The organism is Streptomyces sp. ATexAB-D23 (genome assembly GCF_000373645.1).
In the GTDB taxonomy this organism is placed as follows: domain Bacteria; phylum Actinomycetota; class Actinomycetes; order Streptomycetales; family Streptomycetaceae; genus Streptomyces; species Streptomyces castrisilvae.
In genome coordinates, this window is sequence record NZ_KB892028.1 from 27281 (window position 1) to 46762 (window position 19482).

A 19482-nucleotide genomic window follows, 5' to 3' on the forward strand; every position below is an offset into this window, starting at 1 on the left:
CCCGGGCCGGGCCCCCGCGCCGCCCTTACGTGAGGCCGAGCGCGGGCATCAGGTAGTAGAAGACGAAGACCGCCGACACCGCGTACATCGCGGCCGGCACCTCGCGGCCACGCCCAGCGGCCAGCCGCAGCACGCTGAACGCGATGAAGCCGATGCCGATGCCGTTGGTGATCGAGTACGTGAACGGCATCATGACCATGGCGAGGAAGGCCGGGACCGCGAGCGTGTAGTCGCTCCAGTCGATGTCCCGCACGGAACCCGCGATGATCAGGAAGCCCACCGCCAGCAGGGCCGGAGTGGCCGCCTGCGAGGGAACCATGGTCGCCAGCGGTGTGAGGAACAGCGAGACCGTGAACAGCAGCCCCGTGACGATGCTCGCCAGGCCCGTACGGGCGCCCTCGCCGACCCCCGCCGTGGACTCCACGAAGCAGGTCGAGGCGGACGAGGAGGTCGCGCCGCCCGCGGCGACGCCGATGCCGTCGACGAACAGCACCCGGTTGATGCCGGGGAAGTTGCCGTCCTTGTCGGTCAGCTTCGCCTCGTCGCCGACGCCGAGGATGGTGCCCATCGCATCGAAGAAGCAGGACAGCAGCACGGTGAAGACGAACAGGATGCCGGTGAGGATGCCCACCTTGTGGAAGCCGCCGAACAGGCTGAAGTGACCCAGCAGCCCGAAGTCCGGGGTGGCGACCGGATTGCCCGGCCACTCCGGCACGGTCAGCCCCCACGCCTCGGCCGGCAGACCGGCGATGGCGTTGATGATCAGCGCGAGGACCGTCATCGCGACGATGGAGATCAGGATCGCGCCCGGCACCTTGCGGACGATCAGCACGAGGGTGAGCAGCGCGCCGAGGACGAAGATCAGGATCGGCCAGCCGTTGAGGTGGCCGTCGGCGCCCAGCTGGAGCGGGACGGTGGTCTCCGACTTGTCCGGGATGCGCGAGACGAAGCCCGAGTCGACCAGGCCGATCAGCAGGATGAACAGGCCGATGCCGATCGCGATGCCCTTGCGCAGCGAGCCCGGCACCGCGTTCATCACGCGTTCCCGCAGCCCGGTCGCGACGAGCAGCATGACGACGATGCCCGCGAGGACGACCATGCCCATGGCGTCGGGCCAGGTCATCCGGGGGGCGAGCTGGAGGGCGACGACGGTGTTGACGCCGAGGCCCGCGGCCAGCGCGATCGGCACGTTGCCGATGACGCCCATGAGCAGGGTGGAGAACGCGGCGGACAGCACGGTCGCGGTGACCAGCTGGCCGTGGCTGAGGTACTTCTCGTTGATGTCATGCGCGCTGCCCAGGATGATCGGGTTCAGCACGATGATGTAGGCCATCGCGAAGAAGGTCGCGAATCCGCCGCGGACCTCGCGGGCCACCGACGACTTCCGCTCGGAGATCTTGAAGAAACGGTCCAGGCCGCCGGTGGGCTGTGGAGCCGGGGGAGGCGTGGCGTCGACCGGAGCGGTGGCCGAGGGGGACATGTATGACCTCAGTCGTACGTAGAGGGGGTTAAAAGTGGTCAGCTTTGGACGTTCACACGAATAATTCGAGCCAGCCGTAAGCAGATTCAGTATGAATACATAAGGCGAAGATCGCTATCTCCGCGCGTAGACCCATGGGCCGACTGACCCGACGGCGCTTGCATACGCGCCGCATACACTGACCGCATGGCGAAGTGGACACCGAAGCACGAGGCACCCGAGCCCCTGGAGGGGCCCGTCGTCGCGACCATCACCGGCGGCACGATCCTCTGGTTCGTCCTCTTCCTGGTCCAGATCCCGTTCTACGGCTGGTTCGACGACCACGGCCACCTGTGGTGGGTGTGGACCTGCCTGGCGGGCGCGGGCCTCGGCCTGATCGGCATCTGGTACGTGCGCGGACGCGACGCGGCCCTCAAGCGGGCGGCGGCAGCGGCGGAGGGCGCCGGACCGTCCGGATCAGAGGAAACGCCGGGCGCGACCGCCTGAGCGGGGGGCCCGCGCACCGGCCCCGTACGACCAGGGGACCATCCCGCTCCTCCCCCGGTCTGATCTTCACACCCCCGGCGGGTGCACCGGACGTTCCGCCCGTACCGTCGGAACCATGACGCAGCGGGCATCCGACCCCTCCGGGGAGCAGCGAACCGGTCCCTTGGGGACCCCGGCGACGATCGACGCGGGGGCGGAGCTCGACCCGGTCCACCCCGTCGAGCTGCCGGACCCGCCGGCCGGGCGCGGGCTGACCGCCGCCGAGGTCGCCGAGCGGATCGCCCGGGGCGAGGTCAACGACGTACCGGTGCGTTCCTCGCGGTCCCTCACCGAGATCGTCCGGGCCAACGTCTTCACCCGGTTCAACCTGATCATCGGCGTGCTCTGGCTGATCATGCTGTTCGTGGCGCCGATCCAGGACAGCCTCTTCGGCTTCGTGATCATCGCCAACACCGGCATCGGCATCGTGCAGGAGTGGCGGGCCAAGAAGACACTGGACAGCCTCGCGGTCATCGGCGAGGCGAAGCCGACCGTCCGGCGCGACGGGGCGGCGGCCGAGATCCACACCTCGGAGATCGTCCTGGGCGACCTGGTCGAGCTGGGCCCCGGCGACAAGGTGGTCGTGGACGGCACGGTCGCCGAGGCGGACGGACTGGAGATCGACGAGTCCCTGCTCACCGGCGAGGCGGACCCGGTCGTCAAGCGGACCGGCGACCCGGTGATGTCCGGCAGCTTCGTCGTCGCGGGAGGCGGGGCGTTCACCGCCACGAAGGTCGGGCGCGAGGCGTACGCGGCGCAGCTCGCCGAGGAGGCGTCCCGCTTCACGCTCGTACGGTCCGAGCTGCGCACCGGCATCTCCACGATCCTCAAGTACGTCACCTGGATGATGGTGCCGACCGCGATCGGCCTGATCATCAGCCAGCTGGTGGTCAAGGAGCACAACTTCAAGGACTCGGTCGCCCGGACCGTCGGCGGCATCGTCCCGATGATCCCGGAGGGCCTGGTCCTGCTGACCTCGGTCGCCTTCGCGATCGGGGTCGTACGGCTCGGCCGCAAGCAGTGCCTCGTCCAGGAGCTGCCCGCCATCGAGGGCCTGGCCCGGGTCGACGTCGTCTGCCTGGACAAGACCGGCACGCTCACCGAGGGCGGCATGGACGTCACCGAGGTCCGCGCGCTGAACGGCACCGACGAACCGTATCTGCACCGCGTGCTGGCGGCCTTCGGCGCGTCCGAGCCCCGGCCCAACGCCAGCCTCCAGGCCATCATCGACGCCTACCCGGTCCCGGCGGACGGGAAGGACTGGGACGTCACGGGGACGCTGCCGTTCTCCTCCGCCCGCAAGTACAGCGGGGCCGCCTTCACGGAGGGCGGCGGCACGTCGTCGGCCTGGCTCCTCGGCGCCCCCGACGTGCTGCTGGCGGAGGACGATCCGGCGCTGGACGAGATCGGGCAGCTCAACGAGCAGGGGCTGCGGGTGCTGCTGCTGGCCCGTGCGCGGGGCGAGCTGGACGCCCCGGACGCGGCCGAGGGGGCCGAGCCGGCCGCCCTGGTCGTCCTGGAGCAGCGGCTGCGGCCCGACGCGGGGCGGACCCTCGCCTACTTCGGCGAGCAGCGGGTCGCCACCAAGGTCATCTCCGGTGACAACGCCGTGTCGGTCGGCGCGGTGGCCGCGAAGCTCGGCATGCCGGGCGCCGAACACGCCCTGGACGCGCGCCGGATGCCCACGGACCCGGACGAGATGGCGACCGCGATGGAGGAGAACGCGGTGTTCGGCCGCGTCACCCCGCAGCAGAAGCGGGAAATGGTCGCGGCCCTCCAGTCGCGCGGCCACACCGTGGCGATGACGGGCGACGGGGTCAACGACGTCCTCGCGCTGAAGGACGCCGACATCGGCGTCTCGATGGGCTCGGGCTCCGAGGCGACCCGCGCGGTCGCCCAGATCGTGCTGCTGAACAACAGCTTCGCGACGCTGCCGTCCGTGGTCGCCGAGGGCCGCCGGGTGATCGGCAACATCACCCGGGTCGCGACCCTGTTCCTGACGAAGACCGTGTACTCGGTGCTGCTGGCCGTCCTGGTGGTCTGCTTCCAGGTCGAATACCCGTTCCTGCCCCGCCACCTGACGCTGCTGTCCACGCTGACGATCGGCATCCCGGCGTTCTTCCTGGCCCTGGCCCCCAACAAGGAACGCGCGCACCCCCACTTCGTGCGGCGCGTCATGCGGTACGCGGTGCCCTCGGGCGTCATCGCCGCCGCCGCGACCTTCGTGACGTACCTGATCGCCCGCCACCACTACACCGGCACGGGCGCCCTGGAGGCGGAGACGAGCGCGGCGACGCTCACGCTGTTCCTGGTCTCGATGTGGGTCCTGGCGATCATCGCCCGCCCCTACACCTGGTGGCGGATCTGCCTGGTGGCCGCGATGGGCCTGGCCTTCCTGATCGTGCTCGCGGTGCCGTGGCTCCAGGACTTCTTCGCGCTGAAGCTGGTGGGTACGCAGATGCCGTGGGCGGCGGTGGCCATCGCGGTGGCGGCGTCCGTGCTCCTGGAGTACGCCTGGCGGCTGGTGGGCCGCCGCTTCCCGGTGTAGCGGCGACCCGTCCCCGGCGCGGGCCCGTCCCCGGCGGGCCCGTCTTTGGCGCGGCGGTCAGCCGAACCAGCGGTCACAGGCCCGTACCTGGCGCGGGCCCGTACCCGGCGCGGGCCCGTACCCGGCACCGCGTCAGTCGAACCAGCGGTCCCGGGCCAGCTCCGCCGTACGGGAGGGGTCCTCCAGCAGGGCGGCGACCTCGAAGCGGCGGGGCCACTGGCCGGCCGCCCAGGCCAGGCCCGCCGCGACGCCCTCCAGCGTCGCGGCGTGCACCACCCCGTCCGGGGTGCGGCGCCAGTCCAGCTCGACGCCGCCCGCGCGCAGCTCACCGTGCTCGATGTACGTGTCCGGCGTGTCGGCGCCCAGCAGGACGCGGACCGGCTCGGGGACCTCGTGCTCCTCGCCGTCGCTGGTGACCCGGGCCTCGACGCTCTCGCCGAGCCGCCGCACCTGGAACAGCTCGGCCAGCTCCGCCGCGTGCGCCGGGGCGACGGGCAGCAGCGGCAGCCCCTCGGTGAGCGGCAGCAGGTCCGGCGCGTCCGCGATGACCGCGTCCGCAGCGTCGACCACCCGCACCTCGCCGTCCACGACCGCCCGCAGGTCGTCGGGGAGCGTGACCTGTTCCGGGTCGAGCGCGGCCAGCGCCGTGTACAGGGCGTGGAGTTGCACGGAGCCGACCGGGCGGTCCTCGTCGGCGAGCCGGCCGAGGAGTTCGGCCGCGCCGCCCGGCTCGTCCAGCAGGGCGTCGAGCGAGGTCCGTACGCCGAGGGCGCGCAGCACCTCGGCGTCGTCGAAGCCGGTCGCGTCGGCGGAGTCGTACAGGCCGGCCAGCCGGGGGTCGCCCCCGTGGGCGCGCAGCCCTGCCGGGCGGCGGCCGTCGAGTACCGGGTGGCCGCGCAGCCACCAGGCGGTGTACGGGCGTACGGACCGCGTGGTGCCGTCCGGGAGCAGCACCCGCACCGGCTGGGTCAGGGCGTCGCGCAGCGGGGGCCTGGCGAGGAGGGCGAGGGCCTGGGGCCAGGCGTCGTCGTCCACGAGGTCGAGGTCGCGGACGGCGACGAGTTCCGTGGCGACCGGCGGCACCGGACTGTCCGGCAGCTGGTCGAGGATGTCCTCGCACCACACGTCGACGGCGTCGAGCAGCCCGGCGTCGTCGGGTTCGGCGAAGTCGCCGTCGCGCGGCTCCAGTTCGTCCGGGTCCAGGACGACATCGGTGGCGCGTACGAGGGCGAAGGTGGCGAGCACCCCGCAGGCGGTGAGCGGCTGCTCGCCCCAGCGATCCGCCAACTCCGTGTCACAAAAGGCGAGTTCACCTTCGCGCATGACGGAGGCGAACGCACTGCCGGGCAGCACCAGCTCACCGGCCGGGGCGGGTTCGCCGTCCTCGTCGGTCAGCGCGAGCGCGCCGAGCCAGGGCTCGTCGCCCGGCTCAAGACCGGCGTCCCGGACCAGCGTGAGCACGGTGTCGGCCAGCTCGTCGCCGTCGAGCGCGTCCTCGTCCCAGATCTCGCCCGCGTCCAGCGAACCGGCGACGGCGGCCCGCACCTGCGGGGTCGTCAGCACGGCGCGCGGGGTGGCGGGCAGGGCGCCCAGCTTCTCCAGGAGCGGATGCGCGGCGTCCGGGTGGGCGACCTTCAGCCCGAGCCGGGCGAGCCGGTCCAGGACCGGTCCGGTCAGCGCGTCCGGGAGCGGGAGGAGGACCTGCCGGGGGCCGATCGTGGTGCGCGGCAGGACCGGGACGTCCGGGTCGGGCCCGGCGGACTCCGTACCGGCGAGCGGCACGGGCAGCCCGGACAGCCGGTCCGGGTCGACCCCGGCCAGGCTGTCGTACAGCCGCCGCCACCAGGCCGGATCGCGCTCAAGTCCGGCCAGCCGGTCGATCGCCTCGGTCAGCGGGACCCGGGCGACGCCGAGCGTCCGCAGCTCGACACGCCGCTCAAGACCGGCGGGCAGCAGGCACGGGAGCACCTCGGCGAGGACCGCGACGGTCCGCGCGCCGACGCCCTCCACCACCTCGGCCTCGACCGGCCGCAGCGCGACGGTGTCCTTGCGGACGGTCTCGTCCCCGTCCCAGCCGTCCCACCGGTCCTCATCGGCGGCCGGATCGCGCGGGGCGGCCGGCTCCAGGAACGCCACGCGCGGCAGCCGCTCCAGGATCGCGCCGCGCAGCGCGGCGTCCAGCCCGCCCTGCCCGAGCGGGCCCGGCACCAGCGCGATCGTCGCGACGGACACCGGCTCCCAGGCACCGAGCAGCTCCGCGTAGGCGTCGGCCGCGCGCTCCACCAGGAAGTCGGTGAGCGGCCCCGGCGCGGGGTGCCTGCGGGTGGTGTCCAGCGGCAGGGAGGCGATGAGCAGCGCGGGCAGGCCGAGCGGTTCGTCGGTGGGCGTCGGCGCGTGCACCACGGGTGCGGTACGGGGAGGCACCGGGGCGCCGGCCTCGTCCACCGGGACGGCCCAGGTCACCGACCAGTGCGGGCGCAGCCGTTCCTCCAGCGGGCGGCCGGCGAGCAGGGCCGGCTCGACGGGGCCGTGGTGGGCGGCGGTGCGCCAGCGGTTCGTGCCGTGCGCGGAGTCCTCGACGTGTGTGTACGGGCCGTGCTGGGAGCGGCGCAGCGTCCGTACGGTCTCCGGGGTCTCCACGACGACCTCTTCGAGCCCGGCCAGCGTGAGCAGCAGCGCGTCGTCCACGGCGGCCAGCAGCCGGCCCACCAGGTCCTCGGCGACCCCGTCGCGCAGGGGCAGGACGACCACGGTGTCGTAGCCGTCGGGTGCGGTGCCCTCGGCGGGCAGCGGGAGGCGCAGCAGCGGTACGTGGCCGTCGCGGCGGCGCAGCTCGTCGCCCAGGCCGGGGCTGCCGACGGCCGCCTCGCGGGCCAGCGCGCGGGCCTCGGCGAGTGACCAGCGCACGCCGCCGTGCCGGCCGACGATCGCCGGCTCGTCGCTCACCGCGAGCACGGCGGCGAACCCGACGCCGAACCGGCCCACGGCTCCCTCGTGGCCCTCGCGCTTGGCGGAGGCCCGCAGCGTCGACAGCGACTCGACGCCGGTCGCGTCCAGCGGTGCGCCGGTGTTCGCGGCGGCGAGCACGGCGGGGGTGCCGTCGGCGGCCGGGTGCAGGGTGAGGCGGAGCCGGCCGGGGACCTGGGCGCGGGCGGCGGCGTCGGCGGCGTTCTGGGCCAGCTCGACGACGAGGCGGTCGCGGTAGCCGCCGAGCGCGAGGTCCTCCTCGGCGTTGGCGTCCTCCCGGAAGCGGGCGGGACCGGCGCCCCAGGCGTCGAGCACCCCGCGCCGCAGCCGCGCGGTGCCGAACGGGTCGGCGCCCTCGGTCGCATTGATGCCCACGCGCTGACTCCCTCTGCCGGCTTCCAGTGTGCGCCCGAAGCTACCGGGTGCGCGGGGGTGCGGGTCGCGGCCCCCGCCACAACGCCCACCCCGGGCCGGCGCCCCCGCCCCGAACACTTCCGTCCTCAAACGCCGGACGGGCTCGGTCTCCCACGCGCAGCCGGCCACGCCGAGCCACCCGGCCCGGCCCGAGGCTTCCGTCCTCAAACGCCGGACGGGCTGGGGGTTGACGGGCTGGGTTGGACGGGCTGGGGTTTCACCGGCACCCGGCCGCACTCATCGAGACCGGCCGGCCACATCAAGCCCGTCCGGCGATTGAGGACGGAACCGGTCCGCCGGAGCACCCGAGGTCACGGGCGCCCCGAGCCCCAGCCCCGGCTACCCCTTGCCCAGGTCCTCCGCGGCCTCCTCGGCCTCCGCCCGGAGCGAATACTCGTCCACCCGCATCGTGTCCAACGCGTGCGCCGCCGGCTTCGGCGGCTTCGGCATCACCGCCGCCTCCGAGTGCCCCCCGCACCCGTACGCCAGCGACACCACATGCCCGTCCGCCGGCCCGAACTCGTTCGCGCACACCCCGAACGCCTGCCGCAGCGAGCCCGCCAGCGGCATCAGGAAGGCGCACGACACGCACGAGGCCGGCGCCGCCTGCGCCATCGGCGTCTTCGCGCCGAACTCCTCGTCCCAGCGGTCGGCCGCCGCGTGCAGCCCGTAACGGGACAGCACCCGTACCCGCCGTACGCCCAGTTCCTCCGCCACCGCCGCGATGGAACCGCGCCGCGGCGGCTCCGGGCGCGTCGTCAGCTCCGCGTCCTCGACGTCGACCAGGTCGGCCATCTCGCCGGTGACCACGGAATTCGGCGGCGGCTCGTCCGCGCCGGTGTACCCGGGCTCCAGACGCAGATCGTCCGCCTCGGTGGGCAGCAGGTCGCCCGGCCCCATGTCGCCCGGCCGCAGCCGCTCGCTCCACGGCACCCACTCCGGCGCGAGCAGCGCGTCGTCGCCCGGCAGCAGCACCGTCTCGTCCAGCGTGACGTTCTTCGCGCGGGAGGCACGGGCGACGGTCACGGCCCAGCGCCAGCCCCGGTAGCCGGGGTCCTCGCACTCGAAGTAGTGCGTGACGACCCGGTCCCCCTCGGAGACCACGCCCACATGCTCACCCACGACCCCTGGCGCGGCGGCCTCCTCGGCCGCCGCGCGGGCGAGGTCTACCGCCTCGGCGCACAAACGGTCGGGAGCAGGGGTCCGGGCGGTACGGGCCGTACGGCCTCGTGTCGTCGCAGCACTCACAGGTCTCGCTTCTCTCCTACGCCAGTCTCACGAGCGCGCCAGCACATCCATCGGTTCCAGCCATACGGTCGCGGACGGAGCGGACCTGGGGGCCGCGTCGACGTCCACACCCGTTGGGCCAGCCTCGGGCACGCCTTCCGCAATCCATTCTGCGGGATCGCCGAGAGGCGCGCGGCCGAGAACAACCGCCGGTGGCGCGCTACGCACGCTACCCTCTCCGCCGCTCCCCGCCCACCTGCCCGTCCCGAACGACGCCGTATCCGGCACCGAGTCCCGCCCCCGGCAGGACCTTCCGCACCCCCCACCACCTGGTCGATCACTGACCCGACGGGGCGGTCCCGCCCGCGCCCCGCACCGATCCCGGTTCGCATCGCCCGGTACTGGGGCAGTATGACCAAGTGGCTTCTGCCAGGTCGCACGACGGTCCCAGCGCGCTCCGCAGGACGGGGCGGACGATCGGTCATGCCCTGAGGACCCCGTTCACCGGAACCGCCCGCTCCATCCGCAAGGCGACGCACGCGCACGGCGCCGGCGAGAGCGGCCTCGGCAAGCTGATCGAGCTGCACGCGGTGAACGGCGCGGGCGACGTGATGATCACCGTGGCGCTCGCGTCGACCGTGTTCTTCTCCGTACCGACGGACCAGGCGCGCGGCCGGGTCGCGCTGTACCTGGCCGTGACGATGGCGCCGTTCATCCTCCTCGCCCCGGTCATCGGCCCGCTCCTGGACCATCTGCCGCACGGCCGCCGCGCCGCGATGGCCGGTGCCATGCTGGCCCGCGCGCTGCTCGCGCTCACCATGTCGGGCGCGGTCGCCACCGGCGGCCTGGAGCTGTACCCGGCGGCGCTCGGCGTGCTGGTCTGCTCGAAGGCGTACGGGGTGGTGCGCAGCGCCGTCGTACCCCGGCTGCTGCCACCGCGTTTCTCGCTGGTGAAGGCGAACTCCCGGGTGACCCTCGCCGGTCTGCTCGCCACCGGGGCCGCCGCGCCCATCGGGGCGGGACTCCAGACCATCGGCCCGCCGTGGCCGCTGTACGGGGCGTGCGCGATCTTCGTCGGCGGCACGGTCCTCGCGTTCACCCTGCCGCCGAAGGTGGACTCGGCCAAGGGCGAGCGCAAGGCGCAGCTGGTACCGCCGCACGGCGAGGGCGCGCCCCGGCCGGAGCCGCTGCGGATCGCCTCCCGGCAGGCCGGGTCCAGGGAGCGGAAGAGGAAGGAGAACGGCGAGCGGCGCCCGGGGCTGCGCTCCGTCGGCCCGTCCGTCCTGCACGGGCTCCAGGCCAACGCCTCGCACCGCGCGCTCTCCGGCTTCCTGATCTTCTTCCTGGCGTTCCTGCTGCGCGAGCACCCGCTGGCCGGGCAGAGCGCCGCGATCTCGCTGGGCATCGTCGGCGTGGCGGCCGGCGTGGGCAACGCGCTGGGCACGGCGGTCGGCTCCTGGCTCAGGGCGCGGGGCCCCGAGATCATCATCGCCTCGGTGCTGGGCCTGGCCCTGGGCGTCGCGGTCCTGGCGGCCGTCTTCTTCAGTACGGTCATGGTCGCCGCGCTGGCCGCGACGGCGGGTCTCACCCAGGCCCTGTCGAAGCTGTCGCTGGACGCGATGATCCAGCGCGATGTGCCGGAGGAGGTACGGACCTCGGCGTTCGCCCGCTCCGAGACACTGCTCCAGATGGCCTGGGTCGTCGGCGGCGCGATCGGGATCGCCCTCCCCCTCAACGGAGTACTCGGCATGTCGGTCGCCGCGGGCCTCCTGGCACTGGGCGCGTCCACGTCCGTACGGGGGCTGCTGGGCGCCGCGCGGCGCGGCTCGCCGCACCCCCGCGTGGCGTGAGCCGGGACGACCGATAGCCTTCGGCCCATGACCGTTGCGTTCTTCTCCGGTAAGGGCCGTCGAATCGGCGTCGCTCTTGGTGCCGTGTCCGCGGGACTCCTTGTCCTCTCCGCCTGCGACAAGCCGACGCCGCTCGCCACCGTGACGGTCGGCGACAACTCGGTGAGCGCCGAGGCCGCCTGCTACAACGACGGCAAGGCCCTCAAGGAATCCGAGTACAAGAGCTGCCTGAACAAGAAGGCGGAGAAGACCGTCAAGGTCTCGATGGACGACAAGGTCCGCTTCGGCGTCGACCCCGACATCGCGGACAACGGCTGGACGATCTTCGTCAACGGCCAGCAGGCCGAGCAGGAGCCGAACAAGAAGACCTACCGGTCCATCCCGGGCAGCGCCTTCTTCTCCAGCCAGACCGGCGAGACCACGGACAAGACGCAGATCAGCATCGTGGAGACCAAGGGCAAGGACCTGCTGGGCATCTGGCACTTCGAGCTCAAGAAGACCGACTGACGCCCCCTGGGCCCTGTCCCGCCCCCCTGCTCCGCCCCCTCCTGACCTCGGAGGACCGCCCTCGTGCGTGTGCTTGTCGTGACCGCTGTCCCGGTGGAACGGGACGCGGTCACGCGTGCGTACGGGGCCGGTGAGATCCCCGTACGCCGGGTGCCGGGCGCGGAGATCCACCGCGCGGGCCCGCTCGACGTCCTCGCGGGCGGTGCGGGACCCGCCGCGGCGGCGGCCTCGGCCGCGTACGCCCTGGCGGCGGGCGGCTACGGCCTGGTGGTCTCGGCCGGCATCGGCGGCGGCTTCGCGGGCGTCGCCCCGGTCGGCTCCCTCGTCGTCGCGAGCGAGATCGTGGCCGCCGACCTGGGCGCGGACACCCCGGACGGCTTCCTTCCGGTGACAGCGCTCGGCTTCGGCCGCGACCGGTTCGTGCCGCCGCCCGCGCTGGTACGGGAGACGGCCGCCGCGACGGGCGCCCGGCCCGGCGACGTCCTCACCGTCTCCACGGTGACCGGCAGCGCCGACCGCGCCACCGCCCTGCTCGCCGCGCACCCCGGCGCCGTCGCCGAGGCCATGGAGGGCTTCGGGGTCGCGGAGGCGGCCGGACTGCGGGGCGTGCCCGTCCTGGAGATCAGGGCCGTGTCGAACGCGGTCGGCCCGCGCGACCGCGACGCCTGGCGCATCGGCGACGCGCTGTCCGCGCTGACCGAGGCGTTCGGGAAGCTCATACCCGTATTGGAAGGCTGGACCCGCCATGACCGAGACGAAACCGCAGGCTGACGCGCTGCGCATCGCTTTCTCGCCGTGCCCGAACGACACGTTCGTCTTCGACGCCTGGGCGCACGGCCGGATCCCCGACGCGCCCGCGCTGGATGTCACCTTCGCCGACATCGACCTCACCAACGGCATGGCCGAGCGCGGCGAGCTGGACGTCCTCAAGGTGTCGTACGCGGTGCTGCCCTGGGTCCTCGACGAGTACGCGCTGCTGCCGTGCGGCGGGGCGCTGGGCCGGGGCTGCGGCCCGCTCGTCCTGACCCGCGAGCCGGGCGCGGACCTGACGGGGAAGACCGTCGCCGTACCGAGCGAACGCTCCACCGCCTACCTGCTGTTCCGCCTCTGGGCGGCCGAGGTGGTGCCGGGCGGGGTCGGTGAGATCGTCGTCATGCCGTTCGACCGGATCATGCCGGCGGTACGGGACGGCGAGGTCGACGCCGGTCTCGTCATCCACGAGGCCCGCTTCACGTACCAGAACTACGGCCTGCACAACCTGGCCGACATGGGCCGGCACTGGGAGGACACCACCGGCCTGCCGATCCCGCTCGGCGCGATCATCGCCAAGCGGTCCCTGGGCGCGGAGACCCTGAAGGTGCTCGCCGAGTCGGTGCGCGCGTCGGTACGGATGGCGTGGGACGACCCGGAGGCGTCCCGGCCCTACGTCCAGAAGCACGCACAGGAGATGGACCCGTCCGTCGCCGACCAGCACATCGGCCTGTACGTCAACGAGTTCACCGCCGACCTCGGCGAGGACGGCTACGCGGCGATCCGGGGCCTGCTGACCCGCGCGGCAGCCGAGGGCCTGGTACCGCCGCTCGGCCCGGACGCGCTGTCGTTCGTCTGAGCGCCCCGCGGCTCCGCGCCCCGCGGCCGGGTCCGTGCGGAACAGGCCGCGCCGGCCTCCGGCTTCAGGTTGGGGTAATCGAGCCTCTCGACCAGTTCGACCCGGTAGCAGGCCGTCGTCTTCTTGAGGTCGCCCGGACGGCCGTAGAGCGCGTGCAGGGAGAAGATCACCACCGTGACGTCGCCCTCCCGGGAGAGTCCGGCGACTTCGACGGCCCCCTCGGCGGGCAGCGGAACGGCGGCGAGTCCCGCCTCGGTGAGCGGGCCGCTTCGGGAGGCGTCGAAAAGAGAGTGGGCGTACTCCCCGGCACCGCGCTCCATGCTGTAACGCAGCTGCCTCTCGTCCGTCGTACCGGGCGGCGGCGGGCTGGGCCACGTCGCCACCGCCACCCCGAGAACGAGAAGGGTGACGGCCACGGCGATCCCGCCGCAGACGGCGATGGTGCGGTAGACCACCGACTGGCGCGCCGGAACGCGGCCCGCCGCGTGGGGCGGTCCGGATCTCACGGCGCCCAGGAACGGACGCGGCCGTCCCGTCGCGTCCCGGAAGCGGTGCGGGACGCCGTGCCCGGGTTCCGCACCCGTAGGACCTCCCGCACCCTTCGCGCCGGCACTCAGACGTCGAGCTGGTCCGCGACCGCCCTCAGCAGGCCGGCGATCTTGGCGCCCGCGGCCTTGTCGGGGTAGCGGCCGCGCTCCAGCATCGGTGTGATGTTCTCCAGCACGGTGGTCAGGTCCTGGACGATCGACGCCAGCTCGTCCGGCTTGCGGCGCTGGGCGGCCGCGACGGACGGTGTGGGGTCGAGGATCACCACGGAGAGCGCCTGGTCACCGCGCTGACCGGCGACCACGCCGAATTCGACGCGCTGGCCGGGCTTGAGAGCGTCGACCCCGGCCGGGAGCACGGACGAGTGCACGAAGACGTCGCTGCCGTCGTCGCGGGAGAGGAAGCCGAAGCCCTTCTCACTGTTGAACCACTTGACCTTGCCAGTCGGCAAAGCACGCACCCCATCTCAACCCGTATGCCGGAACCGGAACAAAGCCCTCAGCAGGTCAGGCCGTCCTGTGGTCGTGCTCCCCTGCTGGCTGAAGCCTCCACAGGTGAAGTACCCCTCGTCAAGCCTGGTCATCCGGACTGTGTCCGGAAACGACACCTGCTTCACCCGCAGGCCGCCCGGCGCACGGTCGCGCCGCATCCGGGAACTACCCTGGCGGGGTGAGCACTCCATCTTCCGGCCCCGGTGACCGGCTCGTCCGGATCGGCGCGATCGTCTTCCTCATCGGCGCCCTCAGCACCCTCGCCACCATGGCCCCCCTCTTCCTCGGCACCCATCCCCTGCCGTCCGTCTTCTGGTCCCTGTGCATGCTGATGGGCGTCGGTTTCCTGATCGCCGCGGCGGGTGTGGTGCGGTCGGTACGGGCGGGGGCGCGGGCGCGGGCCGCGGACTAGGGCCTGTCCTCAGGCGGCGTACGTCTCCAGCCAGGCCGGCAGCTCGGTCAGCGACGACAGGACGATGTCCGCACCGGCCTCCCGGAGGGCGTCCGCGTCGCACGGGCCGGTCGTGACACCCACCGAGACGGCGTTCGCCGCGCGGGCGCCGCGCACGTCGCCCACGTGGTCGCCCACGTAGATCCCTGCGCCGTACTCGCGCAGGGCCACCGCCTTGCCCTCCGCCCAGAGGCCGCCGACGGTCACGTCCGGTTCGATGCCGAGGTACGACAGGTGCAGCTTGGCGCTCGGCTCGTACTTGGCGGTGACGACGATCGTCCGGCCGCCACGCTCCCGTATCGCCTCGACCGCCTCCCGGGCGCCCGGCATGGCGAGCGACGGGGTGATCGCGTACTCCGGGTACATCTCCCGGTACCGGTCCACCATGGCGGGCACCTCGCTCGCCGGGAACCAGTGTGCGAGCTCGTGGTCGAGCGGCGGACCGAGCCGGCTCACCGCCAGATCGGCGTCGATCACGGCGCCCGTCTCCGCGGAGAGCGCCAGGAAGGCGGCCTTGATGCCGGGGCGGGAGTCGATGAGCGTCATGTCCAGGTCGAAGCCGACCGTGAGGGGGAGAGCCATGGCATCCATTGTGCCGGGTCCCCTCCGGGGGGGGGTGTGGGGCCTTGGGGCGGACGGTTCCGTCCTCAAACGCCGGACGGGCTGGAAGGGGCGACGGGCGGGCGGGGTGCGGAGGCGCGGGGGCCCCGCGGCGTCCGCGCACGTGAGCCCCGGGACACCCCGGCCGACGGTTCCGTCCTCAAACGCCGGACCGGCTGGAAGGGGCGACGGACGGGCTGGACGCACGACGCGGGTGCGGGGTCATCTGCGTCTCGCTCGCCACACCAGGAACGCCGCTGACGCCACCGCCGCCGTGCGGAGCGTCACCGGCCATACGTCGCTCAGCGCGTCCGCCATGCCGTGTTCCGGGATGGGGGCGCCCCAGCGGCCCTCCATACGGCCCCACAGCCAGACCACAGCGGCAGCCGCGACCACTCCGGGCAGACCCATGACGGCCCACTTCGCCTCCGCACGCGACAGCTTGCGGGAGAGGTACGCGAGCAGCCAGCCGCCCCCCAGGACCGGCAGCGAGCCCATCACCGCCCCGGTGACCAGCAGGGCGGCCGCCAGCAGGAGCATGGGGTGGGCGAAGCCCCGGGGGGAAGCGGCGGCCGCCTCCCCCCGGGAGCGGCGCACCTTCGGCAGCCAGCGCCTCCGCCGCCGCTCAGGGAGCGCGGCCTCCTCCTCGTCGTCCTCCTCCGGCTCCGCCGGTTCCTCGTCCTCGTCCTCGTCCTCGTCCCCCTCCGGCGCCGGGGGCCTCAGGAGCGCCGGGATCTCCACCCCGCCCCGGAACCCGGGGACCTCCGTACCCGGCCCGAACTCCCCGAACGGGCCCGGCTCCACGCTCCACCACTCCGGCTCACCGCCGTCGGCACCCAGCTCGTCCGTGCCGGCCCGGTGCGGGGCGGAGGGCTGTGCGGGTGCCGGCGGAGCCGGCTCCGGCTCCGGCGACGCGCCCTTGCGCAGAAGGTCCTTGCGCAGGGGGGCCTTGCGCAGAGGGTCCTTGCGCAAGGGGTCCTTGCGGCGGAGCTTCGGTCGGCGGGGGGCCGGGATGCCCGTGGCTTCCGGCCGAGCCTCCGGCCTGCCCTGCGGGCGGTCCTCCTCCCGGGCCTCCGGGACCGGCGCCGCCACGCCCGTCCGCGCAGCCGCCTCGACGAGTTCGTCCGGCGTGCCGAGCGTGCCGATGATGCGGCGTACCGCCCCCGGCGTGTCCGCCGCCTGCGTCCTGCGCTGCCGTTCGATCTCGCTCCGGAGCTCCGACACGAGCCGCATCCGGGTGCCCGACGACAGTTGTTGCTGCTGCGCCAGGTCCCCGACCCGGCTCAGATAGTCGTAGACCAGCTGGTCGCTCTCGATCCCCACGCGATGGTTCCCCTCGGTTCCCCGCTGCCGCCTGCACCGACGGTAGCGCCCTCGCGGCTGTCCGGAGCGACTACCGTGGGGCGGATGGGGACGACCACACCACCGCGGACGCTGGCCGAGGCTCTGCGCGCCCGGGACGACGAGTCACTCGCCGGGCTGCTGCGGGCGCGGCCCGACCTCCTCTCCCCCGTGCCGGGCGACATCACCCAGCTCGCCACGCGCGCCGGCACCCGTGCGTCCGTCGTACGCGCTCTGGAGCACCTCGACCGGTTCTCCCTCCAGACCGCCGAGGCGCTGGCGGTCGCTCCCGACCCCGCCCCGTACACCACCCTGCTCGGCCTGCTCACGGGTGACGGGCAGGACGACGGCGAGCACCGCGACGACGCGGGCGCCGCGATCGTGGCCGCGCTGCCCGGCGCGCTGGGGACCCTGCGCGAACAGGCCCTCGTGTGGGGCGAGGACGACCGGCTGCGCCTGGTGCGTACGGCCAGGGAACTGCTGTCCCCTTCGCCGCAGCACCCCTCCCCCACCGGTCTCGGGCCGACCGTCGCGGAGGCCACCGCCGGTATGTCGCCCGGCCGGCTCCAGGAGATCCTGGCCGCCGCCGGGCTGCCCGCCACCCACGACCCGGTCTCCGCCGTGACCGCCCTGACCGCGCTGTTCACCGACCGCACCCGGATGGGCGAACTCCTCGACACCGCCCCCATGGAGGCCCTCGCGGTGCTCGACCGGCTCGTCTGGGGCCCGCCGTACGGCGAGGTGACGCCGAACCCGACCCCGCCCGTGAAGTGGCTGCGCGACCGGGGCCTCCTCCTGCCCGTATCGACCCGCACCGTCGTCCTGCCCCGCGAGGCCGCCCTGCATCTGCGGGCCGGGCGCGCCCACCGGGTACCCGAGCCGCAGCCGCCCGCCGTGGCCGCCGCCGCCGAACGCGATCCACAGGCTGTGGACAGTGCCGCGGCCGGCCAGGCGTTCCTGGCGGTCACCACCGTCGAGGAACTACTCAAGACCTGGGACGGCGGCGGCCCCACCGTCCTGCGGGCCGGCGGCCTCAGCGTCCGCGAGCTGAAGAAGACCGCCGCCGCGCTGGACGTCCCCGAACCCACCGCCGCGTTCTGGATCGAACTCGCCTACGCGGCCGGGCTGCTGGCCTCCGACGGCGAGGCCGACGAACGGTACGCGCCGACGCCCGCGGCCGACGACTGGACCGAGCTGCCCGCCCAGGACCGCTGGGCCGACCTCGCCACCGCCTGGCTCGCCGCCACCCGCACCTCCGGTCTGGTCGGCGGACAGGACGCCAAGGGCCGCGCCCTGTCCGCCCTCGGCCCCGACCTGGACCGCTCCGCCGCGCCCGAGGTCCGCCACCGCGTCCTCGCCCTGCTCGCCGAGCTGCCCGCCGGCACCGCGCCCGACCCCGAGACCGTGCTCGCCCGGCTCCGCTGGGAACGCCCCTTGCGCGGGGCCGCCACGGCCGCCGGGGACGCGATGGACCTGCGGTCCCGGATCGCGCTGTGGACGCTGAACGAGTCCGAGCTCCTCGGCATCACCGGGCGCGGCGCGCTCGCCTCCCCGACCCGTGCGCTGCTCGCCGGCCACCCCGCCGATGCCGCCGCCCGGCTCGCCCCGCTCCTCCCCGAGCCCCTCGACCACGTCCTCCTCCAGGCCGACCTGACCGCCGTCGCGCCCGGCCCGCTGGAACGCCCCCTCGCCGAGATGCTCGGCGCGCTCGCGGACATCGAGTCGAAGGGCGGGGCGACGGTGTACCGGTTCACGCCCGGGTCCGTACGGCGCGCCCTGGACGCCGGGCAGACCGCCGCCGACCTGCACGCCTTCCTCGCCGCGCACAGCCGTACGCCCGTTCCTCAGCCGCTCAGCTACCTCATCGACGATGTGGCCCGCCGCCACGGGCACCTGCGGATCGGCGCCGCGTCCTCGTACGTGCGCTGCGACGACGAGGCCGTCCTCAACGAGATCCTGGCCGACAAGCGGTCCGCCGCGTTGCGGCTGCGCCGGCTCGCCCCCACCGTCCTGGCCGCCCGCACCGATCCGGCGTCCCTCCTCGACGGCCTGCGCGACATGGGTTACGCACCCGCCGCGGAGTCCGCCGACGGCGACGTCCTGATCACCCGGGCCGGCGCGCACCGCACCCCGCCGCGCACCGCGCCCGTCCCCGTCCCCGAGGGCCCGCCCGTCCCCGACCCCACACTGCTCGGTGCGGCGGTCCGGGCGATCCGGGCCGGGGAGACCGCCGCGACGGTCGTCCACAAGGACGCCGAGGCCACCGCGCCGCCGGGAGCGCTGCCGCGCACCTCCTCGGCGGAGACCCTGGTCACCGTCCAGGCCGCCGCGATGACCGGCTCCGCGGTCTGGATCGGCTACGTCAACGCGGAGGGCACGGCGAGCCAGCGCGTCATCGCCCCGGTCCGGGTGGAGGGCGGCTTCGTCACCGCGTACGACCACACGGCGGACGAGATCCGCACGTATCCCCTCCACCGGATCACGGGCGTGGCGGAACTGGCGGAGTAGCGGGGGCCCCTTGCGGGGCCGGGTCCTCGTTGTTGCTCGCCCCGGTCCGGGGCCCGGGGTTCCGTCCTCAATCGCCGGACAGGCTTGAATGCGGCGCCGACCCCCGCGGGTTTGCCCCCTCCCCGGCCGACCGGTTCCGTCCTCAAGCGCCGGACAGGCTTGAGTGGGGCGCCGGCCCCCGCGGGTTTGCGGCAGACGTACCACCGGCGTACAGACGCAGGCGATCGTGGGTGGGGGCGTGCAGGGCAGTCCCCGCAGAAAATGGCGTACGACCCGGGTACCTGTTCGTCGTCGGGTGAACACGCCATTTTTGAGGAGTCTGCCCGGAGGGACCCCACCCCCACCCACCGGACGGTGGGCGACCCGCACCCCACGGACGACGACGCCCCCCCAAGCCCGTCCGGCGATTGAGGACGGA

Annotated in this window: 15 protein-coding genes; 8 read left to right on the forward strand and 7 right to left on the reverse strand. The window is 73.8% G+C overall.

All coding sequences use genetic code 11. The features are described 5' to 3' along the window. Positions 1 to 25: 25 nt before the first annotated feature. Positions 26 to 1480, reverse strand: a complete 1455-nt coding sequence (locus B082_RS0124095) for an NCS2 family permease (RefSeq protein ID WP_018554362.1) — start codon at positions 1478 to 1480, stop codon at positions 26 to 28. 186 nt (positions 1481 to 1666) lie between these two features. Here B082_RS0124095 and B082_RS0124100 point away from each other — a divergent pair, with 186 nt between their 5' ends. Next, positions 1667 to 1966: a DUF2530 domain-containing protein gene (locus tag B082_RS0124100; RefSeq protein WP_018554363.1), complete on the forward strand. Its 300-nt coding sequence runs from the start codon at positions 1667 to 1669 to the stop codon at positions 1964 to 1966. A 115-nt stretch (positions 1967 to 2081) separates the two neighbouring features. Continuing rightward, complete coding sequence (locus tag B082_RS0124105) at positions 2082 to 4553, forward strand: HAD-IC family P-type ATPase (RefSeq protein ID WP_026250143.1); 2472 nt, start codon at positions 2082 to 2084, stop codon at positions 4551 to 4553. 132 nt (positions 4554 to 4685) lie between these two features. Here the strand turns inward: B082_RS0124105 and B082_RS0124110 are convergent, their stop codons facing one another. Together B082_RS0124110 and B082_RS0124115 are read right to left on the reverse strand one after the other, a co-directional pair. After that, on the reverse strand, positions 4686 to 7895 hold the full coding sequence (locus B082_RS0124110) for a sacsin N-terminal ATP-binding-like domain-containing protein (RefSeq protein ID WP_018554365.1): 3210 nt from the start codon (positions 7893 to 7895) through the stop codon (positions 4686 to 4688). Between the two features lie 378 nt (positions 7896 to 8273). Further along, on the reverse strand, positions 8274 to 9182 hold the full coding sequence (locus B082_RS0124115) for a DUF3027 domain-containing protein (RefSeq protein ID WP_026250144.1): 909 nt from the start codon (positions 9180 to 9182) through the stop codon (positions 8274 to 8276). Positions 9183 to 9580: 398 nt separating this feature from the next. Here B082_RS0124115 and B082_RS0124120 point away from each other — a divergent pair, with 398 nt between their 5' ends. The 4 genes from B082_RS0124120 to B082_RS0124135 all read left to right on the forward strand — a co-directional run bounded on the left by B082_RS0124120 (position 9581) and on the right by B082_RS0124135 (position 13127). Further along, a complete protein-coding gene (locus B082_RS0124120; protein ID WP_018554367.1) occupies positions 9581 to 11011 on the forward strand; it encodes an MFS transporter in 1431 nt (476 codons plus the stop codon). Between the two features lie 27 nt (positions 11012 to 11038). Continuing rightward, positions 11039 to 11518, forward strand: a complete 480-nt coding sequence (locus B082_RS0124125; protein WP_026250145.1) for a hypothetical protein — start codon at positions 11039 to 11041, stop codon at positions 11516 to 11518. Positions 11519 to 11581: 63 nt separating this feature from the next. Continuing rightward, positions 11582 to 12289, forward strand: coding sequence for a futalosine hydrolase (locus B082_RS0124130; protein ID WP_018554369.1), 708 nt, complete (start codon positions 11582 to 11584; stop codon positions 12287 to 12289). Next, positions 12264 to 13127 carry a 1,4-dihydroxy-6-naphthoate synthase gene (locus B082_RS0124135; protein ID WP_018554370.1) on the forward strand — a complete coding sequence of 288 codons (864 nt, stop codon included), beginning with the start codon at positions 12264 to 12266 and terminating at the stop codon, positions 13125 to 13127. Before B082_RS0124130 ends, B082_RS0124135 begins: the two co-directional genes overlap by 26 nt. Here B082_RS0124135 and B082_RS0124140 read toward each other — a convergent pair. Together B082_RS0124140 and B082_RS40415 are read right to left on the reverse strand one after the other, a co-directional pair. Further along, positions 13040 to 13633, reverse strand: coding sequence for a hypothetical protein (locus B082_RS0124140; RefSeq protein WP_018554371.1), 594 nt, complete (start codon positions 13631 to 13633; stop codon positions 13040 to 13042). The genes B082_RS0124135 and B082_RS0124140 overlap by 88 nt on opposite strands. A gap of 107 nt (positions 13634 to 13740) precedes the next feature. Further along, the gene (locus tag B082_RS40415) at positions 13741 to 14124 is read right to left on the reverse strand and encodes a cold-shock protein (protein WP_018554372.1); all 384 of its coding nucleotides are present in this window, start codon (positions 14122 to 14124) and stop codon (positions 13741 to 13743) included. A 218-nt stretch (positions 14125 to 14342) separates the two neighbouring features. Here B082_RS40415 and B082_RS0124155 point away from each other — a divergent pair, with 218 nt between their 5' ends. Next, positions 14343 to 14576 (forward strand): hypothetical protein, encoded by a 234-nt coding sequence (locus B082_RS0124155; RefSeq protein WP_018554374.1) that lies wholly within the window; start codon positions 14343 to 14345, stop codon positions 14574 to 14576. A 9-nt stretch (positions 14577 to 14585) separates the two neighbouring features. Here B082_RS0124155 and B082_RS0124160 read toward each other — a convergent pair whose 3' ends face one another. Next, a complete protein-coding gene (locus B082_RS0124160; RefSeq protein WP_018554375.1) occupies positions 14586 to 15206 on the reverse strand; it encodes an HAD family hydrolase in 621 nt (206 codons plus the stop codon). Between the two features lie 231 nt (positions 15207 to 15437). Then, a complete protein-coding gene (locus tag B082_RS0124165) occupies positions 15438 to 16538 on the reverse strand; it encodes a hypothetical protein (protein WP_018554376.1) in 1101 nt (366 codons plus the stop codon). Between the two features lie 84 nt (positions 16539 to 16622). Between B082_RS0124165 and B082_RS0124170 the strand changes: the two genes are divergently transcribed. Beyond that, the gene (locus B082_RS0124170; protein WP_018554377.1) at positions 16623 to 19064 is read left to right on the forward strand and encodes a helicase C-terminal domain-containing protein; all 2442 of its coding nucleotides are present in this window, start codon (positions 16623 to 16625) and stop codon (positions 19062 to 19064) included. Positions 19065 to 19482 lie beyond the last annotated feature (418 nt).

Bases quoted from the DNA above. Each gene is read 5' to 3' on its own strand.
- B082_RS0124095 (WP_018554362.1), bottom strand. From the start codon at position 1,480: ATGTCCCCCTCGGCCACCGCTCCGGTCGACGCCACGCCTCCCCCGGCT.
- B082_RS0124100 (WP_018554363.1), top strand. From the start codon at position 1,667: ATGGCGAAGTGGACACCGAAGCACGAGGCACCCGAGCCCCTGGAGGGG.
- B082_RS0124105 (WP_026250143.1), top strand. From the start codon at position 2,082: ATGACGCAGCGGGCATCCGACCCCTCCGGGGAGCAGCGAACCGGTCCC.
- B082_RS0124125 (WP_026250145.1), top strand. From the start codon at position 11,039: ATGACCGTTGCGTTCTTCTCCGGTAAGGGCCGTCGAATCGGCGTCGCT.
- B082_RS0124135 (WP_018554370.1), top strand. From the start codon at position 12,264: ATGACCGAGACGAAACCGCAGGCTGACGCGCTGCGCATCGCTTTCTCG.
- B082_RS0124160 (WP_018554375.1), bottom strand. From the start codon at position 15,206: ATGGATGCCATGGCTCTCCCCCTCACGGTCGGCTTCGACCTGGACATG.
- B082_RS0124170 (WP_018554377.1), top strand. From the start codon at position 16,623: ATGGGGACGACCACACCACCGCGGACGCTGGCCGAGGCTCTGCGCGCC.